Raw genomic sequence first — 14,258 nt, 5'->3', positions numbered from 1 at the left:
GACTCAGCCCTTCACGGCGCCGTCGGTCAGACCGCCGACCGCCTTGCGCTGGAGGAAGACGAACAGGATCAGCACGGGGATGGCGAACATCGTGGACGCGGCCATGGTGGCGCCCCAGTCGTTGCCGAAGGCGGTCTTGAAGGACGACAGCCACAGCGGCAGCGTCTTGCCCTGGTCCTTGTTGAGGATCAGGACGAGCGGGAACTCGTTCCACGCCGTGATGAAACCGAACAGCGAGGTCGACATCAGGCCCGGGGCCAGCAGCGGGAAGATCACCTTCACGAAGGCCTGGGAGCGGGTGCAGCCGTCCACCATGGCCGACTCCTCCAGCTCCTTCGGCACCGCGGCGATGAAGCTGCGCAGCGTCCAGATGGTGAAGGGCAGGACCATCATCATGTAGAAGAGGGTCAGCGGCACCAGGCTGTTCAGCATGTCGTTGTCGCGGGAGATGATGTAGACCGCGATGGTCATGACCTCCCAGGGCGCCATCTGGGCCATCATGATGACCAGCACGAAGGCCTTGCGGCCGCGGAACCTCATCCGGGCGATGGCGAAGGACGCCAGGGTGGCGATCACCAGTGACCCGAGCACCGCGCCGACGGTGACGACGACGCTGTTGAGGACGTACGTCCAGAAGTTCGGCGCGTTGACCGCGGTGGTGAAGTGCTCGAAGGTCGCGTCGAGCGGGATGAACACCGGCGTCGGGCTGATGATGTCGCTGTTCTGCTTGAACGCGGTCGCGAACATCCAGTAGACGGGGAACACGAAGAAGACGGCGAGGACGGCCGCGATCACGTTCAGCCAGGTACGTCCGAAGAGAGAGCGCCTCACAGCTCGTCCTCCTGCTTGATCATGATGCGGAAGTAGTACGCCATCAGCACGCCCAGCATCAGGATGGTGAGCACCGCGATCGCGGAGCCGACGCCGTAGTGCTGGCCGGCCGAACCCTCCAGGAAGGCGTGCACCGGCAGGGTCCGGGTCAGCTTCTCCGGTCCACCGGCGTTGACCGCGTAGACCTGGGTGAACGCCTTGAACACCCAGATGACCTCGAGGAAGGTCGTGGCCAGGAAGAACGGCTTCAGGTTGGGGAAGATCACCGCGGTGAAGATCTTGCGCGCGCCGGCGCCGTCCATCCGGGCCGCCTCGTAGAGCTCCTTCGGGATGGTGGTCAGGCCGGCGTACATGTTGAACGCCACGAACGGGATCGACATCCAGACGATCAGCAGGATGATCACGAAGAACGTCGAGTACTGGTTGCTGAGCCAGTTGTAGCCGTGCATCGACTGCCAGCCGAGCTGCTCCAGGATCCAGTTGACGACGCCCCACTGGGAGTCGAACAGCCAGGTGTAGACGGTGGTCGCGGCGACCACCGGCATGGCCCAGGCCAGCAGCAGCGCGACCTGGAGCACCAGCCGCATCTTCTTGCCGAGCTGGTTCAGCAGCAGACCGATCAGGGTGCCGCCGACCATGATCAGCACCACGTTGACCAGGGTGAAGACGATGGTCCGGCCGGTGACCGACCAGAACTCCGGGTCGGTCAGCTGCTCCTTGTAGTTGTCGAAGCCCGTCCACTCGGTCAGGTGCAGGACCAGCTGGCGCCTGTTGAGGTTCTGGAACGACAGCAGGACCGTCTTGAGCAGCGGCCAGCCCAGCAGGGCCAGGGTCGCCACGGTGGCCGGCAGCAGCAGCAGGTACGGCGCGAGGCGTGAGCCCAGGCTGGGGCCGCCCGCGGATCTGGCGCCCTTCGGCGCGGTGCCCTTCGAGCCGCCGCCCGAGGCGCTCGTCTCTTGACCGGCCACAGCGGCCTTCCCTGGGTCCGGGGACTGTGTCTGCACCCGCTCCGAATGCACAGCCATCGTTCTCACTTCCTCACAACCTGGCCACGACGGACAGGCGCCGCCCACCGGCCCCCCGCCGGGGGCCGGTGAACGACGCTGCTGGGACCCGCCTCCGGACTCCCGCCTGCGGGAGGTCCGAGGACGGGTCCCGGGTGCTTACTGCTTCTGGTTGAGCTTCTTGGCGATCTCGTCGTCGTACTTCTTGGCCGTGGAGGCGAAGTCGCCGCCCTGGAGGACAGCGGTCAGGAACTCCTTGACCGGGTTCGGGTTGTCCTCGACGCTGGACCAGTTCGGGGTGTTCGGGGTGATCGCGCCGACGGTGGCGCCCTGCTGGGCGGCCTTGGCGAAGTCGCCCTGGATGTTCGCGTTCAGCGCGGGCTTGTTCGTGGTGATGCCGGCGGCGGCGAACAGACCCTCGTTCTTGTCGTTGAGGGCGATCTTCAGGTAGTCCTTGGCCATGTCGGTGTTCTTGCTCTGCGAGGCGATCGCGAGGTTCGAACCACCGAGGAACACGCCGGTGGGCTTGTCGGCGGTCTTGCCGGGGAGCGCGAAGTAGCCGATCTTGTCCTTCGGCATGGCCTTCTCGTCCGGCAGCTCCCAGCCGAGGCCGATCATGGCGCCGACGTTGCCCTGGGCGAAGACGTCCTTCTGCTGCGGGGTGGCCTCGTCCTTGTCCTTCGGACCGGTGGCCGAGTAGCCCTGGAGCTTCTTGTAGGTCTCGAAGGCCTTCTGGCTCTCGGGCGAGCCCAGGCCGCCGACCCACTTGTCGCCGTCCTTCTTGGCGATCTTGCCACCCTCGCTGGTGAGCAGACCGAAGTAGACGTACCACTCCTGGCCGGGCATGTAGATCGGGTCGACGACGCCCTCGGTGGTCTTCAGCTTCTCCAGGTCGCTGTAGAACTCCTCCAGGGTCTTCGGCGTGTCGGTCAGGCCGGCCTTGGCCCACAGGTCCTTGTTGTAGGCGACCACGCGGTTGGTGACGTACCACGGGGCGGCGTACTGCTTGCCGTCCAGGACGGCGGACTCGTTCTGGTTGGCGGGCCAGGCGTCGCCGCCCAGGGCGGCCTTCTCCTTGGTGAGGTCGAGCAGACCGCCCGAGGAGGCGTAGCCGGCGGTCTGGGTGTTGCCGACCTCCAGGACGTCGACCGAGCCCTCCGACAGCGCGGCGGTGATCTTGGCGCCGATGCCGCCCCACTCCTGGGTCGCGTACTCGACCTTCGAGCCCGGGTAGGTGGTCTCGAACTCGGTCTTGACCGCGTCGGTCCAGCCCTTCGGGGCGGAGCCGGTCATGGTCCAGACCTTGAGCGTCTTGCCCTTGTACTTGTCCGCCGCGGAGGCGGAGGACGACCCCGAGTCGCCCTCGCTCTTCTTGCCGTCCGAGCCGCAAGCCGCCAGGCCGACGACCATTGCTGCGACGCCGACCGCCGCGATGAGCTGACGCTTCATTACGCCATCCTCCTGAGGGATGCCTGGGTTACCCCCGTCGGGCGGCAGCGGCAGACCCACACAAAGCGGGGGGAAAGGTGCCGCGGACCCCTTCGAACGGGTGGGGGGATTCATAGCTACCGGCCTAGTGGTGTAGACCAGCTGCCTGGAGCTTGGCCTAGACCAATGGGCCTGTCAACGGCTGTTCGACCGATCTCGACCACCCGTTATCAAGCCGACACCGCACATCGTTCATCGCGTGATGAGGTATTCGTTCCGTAGCCATACATGCAACGATGTGAGCCGTTAACGATGTGGCGGGGTCGCCGTAGGCCTCGCGAGAAGCGGGAGAACAGGTCCGATGAGCAGCGACGGGGGATCCACCGCCCAGGTCAACGACCCCGAGGTGAACAGCCTCCCGACGCAGGCCGGCACCGACCCGACCGCGCGCGTCCCCAAGTACTACGGCCTGAAGCGGCACCTGCTCCAGCTCACCGAGACCCAGCCTGCCGGCACCCCGGTGCCGCCCGAGCGGGCGCTCGCCGCCCAGTTCGACACCTCCCGCACCACCGTGCGCCAGGCCCTCCAGGAGCTGGTCGTCGAGGGCCGGCTGGAGCGCATCCAGGGCAAGGGCACCTTCGTCGCCAAGCCCAAGGTCGCCCAGGCCCTCCAGCTGACCTCCTACACCGAGGACATGCGGGCCCAGGGCCTGGAGCCCGCCTCCCGGCTGATCGAGATCGGCTACATCACCGCCGACGACCGGCTCGCCCCGCTGCTCGACATCAAGCCCGGCGGCCGGGTGCTGCGGATCGAGCGCCTGCGGCTCGCCAACGGCGACCCGATGGCCATCGAGGTCGCCCACCTCTCCGCCAAGCGCTTCCCGGCCCTGCGCCGCAACCTGGCCAAGCACACCTCCCTCTACGCGGCGCTGCGCGAGGTGTACGGGGTCACCGTGGCCGAGGCCGAGGAGACCATCGAGACCACCCTGGCCAACCCGCGCGAGGCCGGCCTGCTCGGCTCCGACCTCGGCCTGCCGATGCTCCAGCTCTCCCGGCACTCCTTCGACAACGACGGGGCCCCGGTCGAGTGGGTGCGCTCCATCTACCGCGGCGACCGCTACAAGTTCATCACCCGACTGAAGCGTCCGGAGTAGCCGCACTCCCCCACCGCATCCCGGGCACCGGCGCGCGCGACCCACGCGCCGGTGCCCTTCGCGTTCCGCGGCGGCTTCTCCCGCGGCCCCCGGCGGTGGTGGCTTTTGCGCCCCCCGACGGCGGACTCCGGCCGGTTGCGTCCGGCTGGTGGGAAGTTCGGTCAATCCCGGTGACATGGATCACCCCATGCTCTAGATTGCGCAGCCGTACTGACCTGACTGCCGATCACCGATGGTGCTGCTCGGCGGGCCCGTGCGGCGCTCGGCGCCGAGGGGCTGCGGCGCCGACGGGGAACCCCTCCGGAGCGGAGCCGAAGATGCCCTCTGATCCCCCCAGCGTCGAAGATGTCATGCCCGAGCCAGCCGGGAGGCCCGTCCCGGCCGTGACGCCCGAGCGGGTGCTGGCCGGCCTCGCCCTGCTCGTGCCGATCGTCGCGACGCTCTGGGTGTCCTCGTACGACAAGAGCGACCCGGCGGTGGCCGGGGTGCCGTTCTTCTACTGGTACCAGTTGCTCTGGGTGCCGGTGTCGGCCGTGTTCACGGTCGCCGCCTACCTGCTGATCACCCGGGACGAGAAGGCCCGCAAGGCGGCCCGGAAGGGCGGTGCGCGATGAAGGACGTCAACGTGCCGGCCCTCGTGGTCTTCGTGCTGTTCTTCGCCCTCGTCACCGTGATGGGCTTCCTCGCCTCGCGCTGGCGCCGCGCGGACAACGCCGCGCACCTGGACGAGTGGGGCCTGGGCGGCCGCAGCTTCGGGACCTGGGTGACCTGGTTCCTGCTCGGCGGCGACCTCTACACCGCGTACACCTTCGTCGCCGTCCCGGCCGCGGTGTACGCGACCGGCGCGGCGGGCTTCTTCGCGGTGCCGTACACGATCATCGCCTACCCGCTGGTCTTCCTCTTCCTGCCCCGGCTCTGGTCGGTCTCCCGGGTGCACGGCTACGTGACCCCGGCCGACTTCGTGCGCGGCCGGTACGGCTCGCGACCGCTGTCGCTGGTGGTCGCGCTCACCGGCATCCTGGCCACCATGCCGTACATCGCCCTGCAACTCGTCGGCATCCAGGCCGTGCTGGACGTGCTGGGAGTCGGCGGCGGGGAGAACGCCAACTGGTTCGTCAAGGACCTGCCGCTGTTCATCGCCTTCGGCGTGCTGGCCGCCTACACCTACTCCTCCGGCCTGCGCGCCCCGGCGCTGATCGCCTTCGTCAAGGACGCCCTGGTCTACATCGTGATCATCGTCGCGGTGATCTACATCCCGATCCGGCTCGGCGGCTACGGGCACATCTTCGACTCGGCCGCGCAGCACTTCAAGGAGGTCAAGGGCGGCTCGCTGACCATCCCCGAGAACAAGCAGTGGACGTACGCCACGCTCGCCCTCGGCTCGGCGATGGCGCTGTTCATGTACCCCCACTCGGTGACCGGCGTGCTGGCCTCCAAGTCCCGCAAGACCGTGCGCCGCAACATGGCGATCATGCCCGCCTACTCGCTGATGCTGGGCCTGCTGGCGCTGCTCGGCTTCATGGCGCTCGCGGCGGGCGTCGGCAAGGGCGTCAAGGGCTACAACGCCCAGCTGTCGGTGCCCCAGCTGTTCGCGGACATGTTCCCGGACTGGTTCACCGGCGTGGCCTTCGCCGCGATCGGCATCGGCGCGCTGGTGCCGGCCGCCATCATGTCCATCGCGGCGGCCAACCTGTTCACCCGCAACGTCTACAAGGAGTGGCTCAAGCCCGCCGCCACCCCCGCCGACGAGACCCGGATCGCCAAGCTGGTCTCGCTGCTGGTGAAGGTCGGCGCGCTGGTCTTCGTGCTCGGCATGGACAAGCAGGCCGCGATCAACCTCCAGCTGCTGGGCGGCCTGTGGATCCTGCAGACCTTCGTGGCGATCGTCGGCGGCCTGTTCACCCGCTGGTTCCACCACTGGGCGCTGTTCGCGGGCTGGGCGGCCGGCATGGTGTACGGCACCTGGAAGGCGTACGGGATCGCCAGCCCGGCCACCAAGCACTTCGGCGGCAACGCGGCCGAGATCCCCGGCATCGGCGAGATCGGCTACATCGGCGTCACCGCCTTCGCCCTCAACCTGGTCGTCGCGGTGGCGCTCACCCTGGTGCTGCGGGCGGTCAAGGCGCCGGACGGCCCGGACGAGACCAGGCCGTCCGACTACAGCGCCGAAGCCGGCGACGACGAGCTGAAGAACGCGCCGGAGCCTGTAGCGGCGCACTGATTCGCGCGGTACGCGCCCTGTGATCGCGCCGCCTTCTCCGTGAACACTGGAGAAGGCGGCGCGATCATATGTATGAACAGGCGTGCACGCCGGGCACCACCAGACCGGACCGGCATCCGGCCGGGACCTGATCGACCACGGGGAGCTCGCGGCCATGGCAGAACTCGGCACCACCCTCAACGGCCAGCACCAGTCCACGCAGGGCCAGCACCACCACGTCACCGCGCAGGGCCAGCACGGCACCGCCCAGGGTCAGCACACCGCCGGCCACGGGCCGCACACCACCGGCCAGGGCCAGCACGGCACCGCCCACCGCCCGTCGGCGGCCGGCCGGCTGCCGTCCGTGCTGATCGCCACCCGGCACGGGGAGTCCACCGCCAACGTCGAGTTCCAGCTGGCCGAGGCCGCCGGAGCGCTCAGCGTCCCGATCAGCTGCCGCGACGCCGACATCCCGCTGTCGCTGCAGGGCCGCCGGCAGGCCCAGGCGCTCGGCCACTGGTGGGCCGGCCTGCCCAGCGCCGACCGCCCGCGCAGCGTCTGGTGCTCGCCGTACGTGCGCACCGCCGAGACCGCCCGGATCGCGCTCGCCCAGGCCGCCGGGCTCGGCTCCGTCCCGGTCACCCTCGCCGTCCGGTACGACGAGCGGCTGCGCGACCGCGAGCTCGGCGTCCTGGAGATGCTGCCGAAGGCCGCGATCGAGGCCAAGCACCCGGAGGAGGCGGCCCGGCGGCGCAAGATGGGCGAGCTGTACTACCGCCCGCCGGGCGGCGAGTCCTGGGCCGACGTCGCGCTGCGGGTGCGCAGCCTGCTGCGGGACCTCTGCGAGGAGGAGGCCGGACGGCCCGTCCTGCTGGTCGCGCACGACTGCACGGTGCTGATGCTCCGCTACGCGCTGGACCGGCTCACCGAGGACCAGCTCACCGCGCTCGGGCCGGTGCACAACTGCTCCACCAGCCTCTGGCGGGCCCAGGACGGGCGGCTGCGGCCGGACGGCTGGAACGGCGTCGGGCACCTGACGGCCGGGGCTGACTGACGGCCGGCGGGACCTGCTGGTGCGAGCCTGCGGCCCCTCAGCCCGCCTTCGGGTCCGGGTCCGGGTCCGGGTCGGCGAAGCAACGCCGGTAGGCCAGCGGCGTGGTGCCCAGCCGGCGGCCGAAGTGGTGCCGCAGCGCGGCCGCGTTGCCGAAGCCGCAGCGGGCGGCGATCGCGTCCACCGGCTCGGTGGTGGACTCCAGCAGCCGCTGGGCGAGCAGCACCCGCTGCCCGACCAGCCAGCGGTGCGGGGTGGTGCCGGTCTCCTGCTGGAAGCGGCGGGCGAAGGTGCGCGGCGACATGTGCGCCCGGGCGGCCAGCTGCTCGACGGTGGCCTCCTCGGCCAGGTGGTGGCGCATCCAGTCCAGCAGCGGGGCCAGCGAGTCGCCGGCGGCCTCCGGCAGCGGCCGGTTCACGAACTGGGCCTGCCCGCCCTCCCGGTGCGGTGCCACCACCATCCGGCGGGCGATCTCCCGGGCCACCTCGGCGCCCTGCACCTTGCGCACCAGGTGCAGACAGGCGTCGATGCCGGCCGCCGTCCCGGCCGAGGTGATCACCGGGTCGTCGTCCACGTACAGCACGTCCGGCTCGACCGTGGTCAGCGGGAAGCGCTCGGCCAGCTCCTCGCCGTGCCGCCAGTGCGTGGCGGCACGACGGCCGTCCAGCAGCCCGGCGGCGCCCAGCACGAAGGCGCCGCTGCAGATGGACAGCACCCGGCCGCCGCCCTCGACCACCCCGCGCAGCGCCGCCAGCAGCGGCTCCGGGTAGCCGGGGCGGATGCTCGCCGCGGTGACCACGGCGAGGTCCGCACCGGCGAGGCGCTCGGGACCGTACGGGACGTCCACCGCGAAGCCGGAGTGGGTGGCGTGCGGCCCCGGCCGGGCCCCGGCGATCGCGAAGTCGTAGCCCGGCAGCCCGTCGGCGGTGCGGTCCAGGCCGAACACCTCGCAGGCCACACCCAGTTCGAAGGGGTGGACCTCCTCCAGCACCACCGCGACCACGTTCTTCAGCATGCCCACCAGGATGCCCCCGGCGCCCGCCCCGGCGGAAGGAAGGGGACGGCGGGAGGATGGCAGGATTTCGAGGTGATCGGTCGTTCCTGCCACTCGTGGCCGCGGCGCCGCCCGGCCACAGTGGTGCCCATGGACAGCGACACCCTCATCGGCTCACTCGCGATGACCGCGGCCGTCGGCGGTTTCGGCCTGCTCGGCCTGCTGATCGGCCGCGAGACCTCCCACGGCCCGGCGGCCGGCCGCGACAACTACCACCGCCCGGGCGGCTACCCGGCCGACCCGGCCCGCCCCGACCGGCTGCACGGCACCGCCGACCCGGCCCCGACCCCGGCCCCGTCGACCCCTCCGACCCGTTCGACCCCGGAGGACCGTCCCGACCAGGGCTCCGGCACACTGGCCGCATGGACTTCCTCATCCGCCAGGCCCTCCCGGAGGACCTCGCCGACGCCGGCCGGATCACCGTCGAGGCCTTCGTCGGCGACGGCTTCACCAACCCCACGAGCAGCTACGTCGACCTGCTGCGCGACGCCGAGCGACGGGCCCGCGAGGCCGAACTCCTGGTCGCCGTCGACACGGCCGGAGCCGGGGTCCTCGGCTGCGTGACCTACGCGGTCGGCGGCACCGAGTGGGCGGACATCGCCACCCCGCGGGAAGGCGAGATACGGATGCTCGCCACCGCCGCCGCCTCCCGCGGCCGCGGCGTCGGCGAGGCCCTGGTCCGCGCCACCATCACCCGCAGCCGCGAACTCGGCCTGGTCGGCATGGCCTTCTCCACCCGCCCGGAGATGACCACCGCCCACCGCGTCTACGAGCGCATCGGCTTCCGGCGCACCCCCGAACGCGACTGGGCCCCGTACCCGGGGATGGACCTGATGGTCTACACCATGGCCTTCTGACGACCGGCCCGGGCGCCCGTCACGGCTTCTTGTCGTACCCGGGCGCCACGTAGACGGTGTACCGGCCGTGCTTCCCGCTCGTCACCACGGTGACCACCCGGTACCCGGAGGCCTTCAGGGTGGGCTGGATCGCCTTGTCGATGGCCCCGGTCTGGGTGAAGTCCAGGACCACGACCTTCCACTCGTGGGCCTGGATGCCGGCCTGGATCGCGGGCACCCCGTTCTGCATCTCGCCGGTGGCCGGGTCCCGTCGGAAGACGGCCACCAGGTCGTGCCACTGCTGCCAGGTGGTCTGCTTGCGCAGGTAGTACGCGGGGACGTTGTAGTTCTCGACCAGGTACCGGTCGTCGCCCTTGACGATGTACGGCTCCAGGGCGGCGACGAACTCCTTCGAGTTCGACCACTCGCCGTACATCTCCCGGCCCTGGGCCGCGCCCACCCAGGCGAGCGGGCCGACCACCAGGGCGGCCGCCGCCACCCCGGCCACCAGGTGCAGACGGCCCTTCAGCCACAGCGCCGTACGGGCCAGCACCAGGCCCACCACGATGCAGGAGAACCAGGCGCCGAAGTCGACGTGCTTCTGCAGCGACAGCCAGGTGTGGATGCGGATCTGGTTCACCGGCGCCATCAGCCCGGCCAGCAACAGCAACAGCGCCAGCCAGAACTCGGGCCAGGCCTCGCCGCCGCGCCGCCGCGCCCGCACCAGCTGCACCAGCACCCCGGCCAGCGCGACCACCAGCAGCGGACCCACCCAGCGGGCGGCCTCCGAGGCCACGTAGGAGTACGAGTCGTGGCCCGGGGCGCGCTTGAGCGTGGTGTGGTTGAAGCCGTTGACGTACTTCTCGCCGGCCGCCAGCGCCGCCGCGCCGACCGCCACCACGAAGGTGAGCAGCACCAGCAGCCCGCGCCGCCAGGCCTCCCAGCTGCGCAGCGACCCGCGCGGCCCGGCCAGCACCGCGATGCCGCACACCACCGGCACCCACAGCAGCGCGGCGTACTTGGTGGCGCCGGCCAGGGCCAGCAGCAGCCCGGAGGCGACCAGGCTCGGGTACCCGCCGCCCGTGGTCAGCCGCACCGCGAAGTACCCGGCCCAGGCGAGGACCGCCAGCGCCATCGCGTCGTAGGTGGCCAGGCCGCCGAGGAACTGGGTGGGGCCGAGCGCGACGAAGGCCGCCGCCGCGCAGAACGCCGCGAGCGAGCCGTGCAGCCGACGGGTGGCCAGGTGGACGGCCGTGGTGGCGGAGAGCATGAACGCCAGGCTCAGCAGCCGGGCGCCGTTCAGCCCGCCGACGAAGTCCGCGACGGCCACCACCACCGGGTAGATCAGCGGGGAGCCGGAGAAGAAGGTCTCGTACGTCGACACCGGGGTGCCGTGCCGCAGGTGCGCGATCTCCTGATAGCCCGCGTAGATGTAGGTGCCCTCGTCGATGAAGGCGGTGTTGCTGAGGATCAGGTGGTACGAGAGCGCCGCCTGGACCAGCAGCACGGCCAGCAGCGGCAGCCAGTCCGCCCGCAGCACCGGCCGGGCCGGGTGCGGCACCCGGGGCGGCCCGGGCCTGCGGCGGCGCCGGTCGGCCGGGGAGGCCGGCGTCGGCCCGGGGCCCGTCCGGCCGCGCTCGCCGAGGGCCACCCCGCCCGGCCGGGCTCCGCCGAGGACGGGCTTGCGGGTGGACTCGGGCCGGATCCAGCGGCCGTCCGCGCTCATCAGTACTGCTCCTCATCTGGGACTTCGCATCCGGACGCGCCGTGGAGCGCGCGCCCCGGGGCGCGCTTCGGCCGCCGCCCCACACTGCCGGGGGCGGCGGCCGGACGTTCACGGGGCCGGTCGGCCCGCGGCGGATCCCGCGGGACCCGCCCCTGGCGACCCTAGCCGCCGAGCCAGGCGCCGGTCGGCGCGATGGACGGCGGCGAGCTCGGGCCGGCCACGATCTTGACGATGTCGGCCTCGGGCAGCACCTGGTCCCACACCTGGATGTCGGCGACGGCGCCGTGCCAGGGGTCGGCCCACTGCGAGTTGGAGCTCAGCCGGCCGACCTGGAGAGAGTTGCTGCCGCTCGGCTGCACCCCGGCCGACTTGGCCGAGGACTGCGGAGCGCCGTTGACGTACAGGGTGAGCTGGCCCGACGGGTCGTCGTACACGCCGGTCAGCAGCACCCACTGATTGACCGTCGCGTCGCCCTTGGACCAGGCGATCGCCGAACCGCCGCCCGGCACCTGGACCTTGAAGTACCACTGGTCGTGCCCGTTGTTGCCGGCCCGGCCCAGCGCGAACGAGTAGTACTGGCCGTCGCCCTGGCTGACCGCGCTGCGGTTGCCGTTGGGCACGTCGACCAGCACCCGCGCGGAGACGGTGAAGCTCTTGTTGACCTCGACGACCGACGTAGAGGTCGAGGCGAACGAGTCCTGGCCACTGGGCAGTTTGAGGACCTGCCCGGAGAACCCGGCCATCGTCCCCTGCTTGGCGTCCGCCCCCAGGTTGAGCGCGGCCGCGCCCTTCTTGGCGGGCAGCGAGCCGACGGTCGGCGGGCTGTCGATGCCCTTGAGCGGCGGCGCGCTCGTCGTGTTCGAGGGGCCGGTGACCGTCGGGGTCGGCGAGCCGGCGCCGTGGGGCACCGGCGTCTTCTCCTTGCCGTGCTGGTAGTACCAGTACCCGCCGCCACCGGCGGCGGCCACCACGACCACCGCGGTCACCACGCCGATCAGCTTGATCCTGCGTCCGCGCTTGGCGGACTGCTCGTTCTGCTCGGCCAGCGCCTCCCAGTTCGGCGTGCCGGCCGGGGAGAGCGCCGGGCCGGGCGGGGGGACGGGCGGCTGGAAGCCGCCCTGCTGCTGCCAGTGCGCCACGGGCTGGCCCGGCTGCGGGCCCGGCGGGAAGGGCTGCCCGACGGCCGGCCCGGGCTGCGGCATCGGTGCCTGCGGCTGCGGCTGAACCGCCTGCGGCTGGACGGGTTGTGGTGCCACCGGGCCGGGCTGCGGCGCCACCGGACCGGGCTGCACCGGCCCCGGCGCCACCGGGGCGGGTCCGCCGCCCTGGTGCGGCACCGGCGGCACCGGCTGCGCGACCGGATGCGGCGTCATCTGCTGGGGCTGCGCGGGTGCGGGCGGCGGCCCGTAGCCGGACGCGGGGCCGAAGGCTCCGCTCGGGAACTGCGGTGGCACACCGGTGGCCGGAGCGGGCCCCCCGGCCGGTGCCTGCTGCGGTGGCGTGGCGGGCTGGCCCGGCTCGCCACTCGGTACCGGTCGATCGCTCATGGCCCGAATGCTAGGGCATCCACCCCGACACGCCCATGGGGGGTGCGCGGACGAAACGTCAGCACGGCCGGGGTTTCCCGGGTGCGACGCCGGCTCACGCGAGCCCGTTGTAGGGCAGCTTCCAGCGCTGCGAGACGGTGTCCGCGCACGGGCGCAGGAGCACCGCCGTGCCGTCCGCGAGCGCCCCGCCCGCGGTGCCCAGGCACAGTCCGGTGTCCGGGTGCTTCAGCCGCTGCCCGGGGGCGGTGACCCAGCGCTGGGCCGAGCCGCCGGTGCACTCGGCCAGGGTCACCGAGGAGCGGTCGGCGCCCGGTGCCAGGCAGGCCGCTCCGCCGCGCAGCGAACCGTCGTTGCCCACCGTCCACCCGGTCGAGACGGCCTGGTCGCCACAGGATCCGACGGTCACCGGGCTGCCGGCGGTCCCGCCGCCGCCGTGCCGCAGGCAGATCCCCGGGGCACCCGCCGGGACCTCGCCGGCCGGCAGGCCGACCCGGTTGTGGAAGGCGAAGGAGTTGCTGCGCAGGCCGGTCCCGCCGCTCCAGACCTCGAACCCCGCCTGCACCCGGCAGAGGTAGGAGCTCTTCGGGACGTAGCCGCGTGCCATCGCGTCGGCGGTGAACAGCCGCAGGTCGAGGCCGCGGGTGGTGTGGGTGGGTGCCGTGCGGACGTAGCTGATCACGCTGTGCGGGCCGGTGATCGGCGCCTGGTAGACGTGGTAGCTCGCGTCCCCGAACGGCAGGGCGTCCGCCACCTTGTCGCCGGCGGGCCGCACGTTGTCGGTGGCGTCCAGCCAGATCATCACCTCGGCGCTCTCCCCCGGCAGGCAGTTGTCCGGGCTGGAGCCGTACCAGAGGTCGAAGGAGAGGTTGAAGGAGCCGCTCACCCGGCCGTTGGCGTCCCAGTCGGCGGTGGCGTCGCCGAGCGCGCTGACCGGCACCGGCAGTCCGCTCGCGCCCGGGGCGGTCGAGACGTTGGGGTAGGCGCCCGGGGCGAGCGGGTTCTTCGGGACGAAGTCGTTGATCCGGGACACCGTGAACCCGCTGTCCCCGACCGGGTCCACGCAGACCGTGCCCGCGGTGTTCCACGGGTTCGGTTCGAGGATCTTGGCGCCGCCGTCCATCGCCAGCTTGGGGAACGGCTCCTGAGCGGTCGAGCAGATGCCCGGCCCGGACAGCGCCGTCGCCGGGCCGGCCGGCGGCTCCACCGCCCCGACGTCGCCGCTGCACCCGGCCAGCAGCGCGGCGACCGCACCGAAGGCGGCGACCGCCCGCAGGCCCCGCGCCACGCGCCCGGCCGCGCCGTCCTCGATGCCCATCGCTCTCCCCCGAACCGTCCTCGCCCGTCGAACGGACAACCGTACACAGGCGCTCCGGCCGCACCCCCGTTCACATCACGATCGGAGCTCGATATCGGTTCCGGGCGGCCGGT

The 14,258-nt window shown here is 71.7% G+C and carries 12 protein-coding genes; 5 read left to right on the top strand and 7 right to left on the bottom strand.

All coding sequences use genetic code 11. From position 1 onward, the window contains the following. Positions 1 to 3: 3 nt before the first annotated feature. From ACFVXH_RS09800 to ACFVXH_RS09790, 3 genes are all read right to left on the bottom strand, one after another. On the bottom strand, positions 4 to 831 hold the full coding sequence (locus ACFVXH_RS09800) for a carbohydrate ABC transporter permease (RefSeq protein WP_049649423.1): 828 nt from the start codon (positions 829 to 831) through the stop codon (positions 4 to 6). Beyond that, positions 828 to 1,856 carry a carbohydrate ABC transporter permease gene (locus ACFVXH_RS09795; protein WP_049649422.1) on the bottom strand — a complete coding sequence of 343 codons (1,029 nt, stop codon included), beginning with the start codon at positions 1,854 to 1,856 and terminating at the stop codon, positions 828 to 830. The genes ACFVXH_RS09800 and ACFVXH_RS09795 overlap by 4 nt, the downstream gene beginning before the upstream one ends. 138 nt (positions 1,857 to 1,994) lie before the next feature. Next, on the bottom strand, positions 1,995 to 3,284 hold the full coding sequence (locus ACFVXH_RS09790; RefSeq protein WP_074001414.1) for an extracellular solute-binding protein: 1,290 nt from the start codon (positions 3,282 to 3,284) through the stop codon (positions 1,995 to 1,997). A gap of 340 nt (positions 3,285 to 3,624) precedes the next feature. On the opposite strand from ACFVXH_RS09790, the gene ACFVXH_RS09785 reads away from it, so the two are divergent. The 4 genes from ACFVXH_RS09785 (at position 3,625) to ACFVXH_RS09770 (ending at position 7,670) form a co-directional block, all read left to right on the top strand. After that, entirely contained in the window at positions 3,625 to 4,416 is a 792-nt protein-coding gene (locus ACFVXH_RS09785; RefSeq protein WP_049649420.1) for a GntR family transcriptional regulator, read from the top strand. A 350-nt stretch (positions 4,417 to 4,766) separates the two neighbouring features. Beyond that, positions 4,767 to 5,030, top strand: a complete 264-nt coding sequence (locus ACFVXH_RS09780; protein ID WP_049649419.1) for a DUF3311 domain-containing protein — start codon at positions 4,767 to 4,769, stop codon at positions 5,028 to 5,030. Beyond that, complete coding sequence (mctP, locus tag ACFVXH_RS09775; protein ID WP_049649418.1) at positions 5,027 to 6,637, top strand: monocarboxylate uptake permease MctP; 1,611 nt, start codon at positions 5,027 to 5,029, stop codon at positions 6,635 to 6,637. The genes ACFVXH_RS09780 and mctP overlap by 4 nt, the downstream gene beginning before the upstream one ends. A gap of 154 nt (positions 6,638 to 6,791) precedes the next feature. Next, complete coding sequence (locus tag ACFVXH_RS09770; RefSeq protein WP_387821933.1) at positions 6,792 to 7,670, top strand: histidine phosphatase family protein; 879 nt, start codon at positions 6,792 to 6,794, stop codon at positions 7,668 to 7,670. A gap of 37 nt (positions 7,671 to 7,707) precedes the next feature. Here the strand turns inward: ACFVXH_RS09770 and ACFVXH_RS09765 are convergent, their stop codons facing one another. Continuing rightward, the gene (locus ACFVXH_RS09765; protein WP_117489493.1) at positions 7,708 to 8,682 is read right to left on the bottom strand and encodes a helix-turn-helix domain-containing protein; all 975 of its coding nucleotides are present in this window, start codon (positions 8,680 to 8,682) and stop codon (positions 7,708 to 7,710) included. Positions 8,683 to 9,083: 401 nt separating this feature from the next. Here ACFVXH_RS09765 and ACFVXH_RS09760 point away from each other — a divergent pair, with 401 nt between their 5' ends. After that, positions 9,084 to 9,578, top strand: coding sequence for a GNAT family N-acetyltransferase (locus ACFVXH_RS09760; RefSeq protein ID WP_387821929.1), 495 nt, complete (start codon positions 9,084 to 9,086; stop codon positions 9,576 to 9,578). 19 nt (positions 9,579 to 9,597) lie between these two features. On the opposite strand, the gene ACFVXH_RS09755 is transcribed toward ACFVXH_RS09760, so the two are convergent. The 3 genes from ACFVXH_RS09755 to ACFVXH_RS09745 all read right to left on the bottom strand — a co-directional run bounded on the left by ACFVXH_RS09755 (position 9,598) and on the right by ACFVXH_RS09745 (position 14,145). Further along, on the bottom strand, positions 9,598 to 11,283 hold the full coding sequence (locus ACFVXH_RS09755) for an ArnT family glycosyltransferase (protein ID WP_380745538.1): 1,686 nt from the start codon (positions 11,281 to 11,283) through the stop codon (positions 9,598 to 9,600). A gap of 161 nt (positions 11,284 to 11,444) precedes the next feature. Beyond that, positions 11,445 to 12,830, bottom strand: a complete 1,386-nt coding sequence (locus tag ACFVXH_RS09750) for a LamG-like jellyroll fold domain-containing protein (protein WP_387821924.1) — start codon at positions 12,828 to 12,830, stop codon at positions 11,445 to 11,447. A 94-nt stretch (positions 12,831 to 12,924) separates the two neighbouring features. Then, a complete protein-coding gene (locus ACFVXH_RS09745; protein ID WP_074001409.1) occupies positions 12,925 to 14,145 on the bottom strand; it encodes a ricin-type beta-trefoil lectin domain protein in 1,221 nt (406 codons plus the stop codon). Between the last annotated feature and the right edge of the window lie 113 nt (positions 14,146 to 14,258).

Source organism: Kitasatospora sp. NPDC058184, assembly GCF_042883725.1.
In the GTDB taxonomy this organism is placed as follows: domain Bacteria; phylum Actinomycetota; class Actinomycetes; order Streptomycetales; family Streptomycetaceae; genus Kitasatospora.
This window is presented reverse-complemented; position numbering and strand designations above follow the sequence as displayed.

Bases quoted from the DNA above. Each gene is read 5' to 3' on its own strand.
- ACFVXH_RS09785 (WP_049649420.1), top strand. From the start codon at position 3,625: ATGAGCAGCGACGGGGGATCCACCGCCCAGGTCAACGACCCCGAGGTG.
- ACFVXH_RS09750 (WP_387821924.1), bottom strand. From the start codon at position 12,830: ATGAGCGATCGACCGGTACCGAGTGGCGAGCCGGGCCAGCCCGCCACG.
- ACFVXH_RS09755 (WP_380745538.1), bottom strand. From the start codon at position 11,283: ATGAGCGCGGACGGCCGCTGGATCCGGCCCGAGTCCACCCGCAAGCCC.
- ACFVXH_RS09765 (WP_117489493.1), bottom strand. From the start codon at position 8,682: ATGCTGAAGAACGTGGTCGCGGTGGTGCTGGAGGAGGTCCACCCCTTC.
- mctP (WP_049649418.1), top strand. From the start codon at position 5,027: ATGAAGGACGTCAACGTGCCGGCCCTCGTGGTCTTCGTGCTGTTCTTC.
- ACFVXH_RS09760 (WP_387821929.1), top strand. From the start codon at position 9,084: ATGGACTTCCTCATCCGCCAGGCCCTCCCGGAGGACCTCGCCGACGCC.
- ACFVXH_RS09780 (WP_049649419.1), top strand. From the start codon at position 4,767: ATGCCCGAGCCAGCCGGGAGGCCCGTCCCGGCCGTGACGCCCGAGCGG.
- ACFVXH_RS09790 (WP_074001414.1), bottom strand. From the start codon at position 3,284: ATGAAGCGTCAGCTCATCGCGGCGGTCGGCGTCGCAGCAATGGTCGTC.
- ACFVXH_RS09745 (WP_074001409.1), bottom strand. From the start codon at position 14,145: ATGGGCATCGAGGACGGCGCGGCCGGGCGCGTGGCGCGGGGCCTGCGG.
- ACFVXH_RS09770 (WP_387821933.1), top strand. From the start codon at position 6,792: ATGGCAGAACTCGGCACCACCCTCAACGGCCAGCACCAGTCCACGCAG.
- ACFVXH_RS09795 (WP_049649422.1), bottom strand. From the start codon at position 1,856: ATGGCTGTGCATTCGGAGCGGGTGCAGACACAGTCCCCGGACCCAGGG.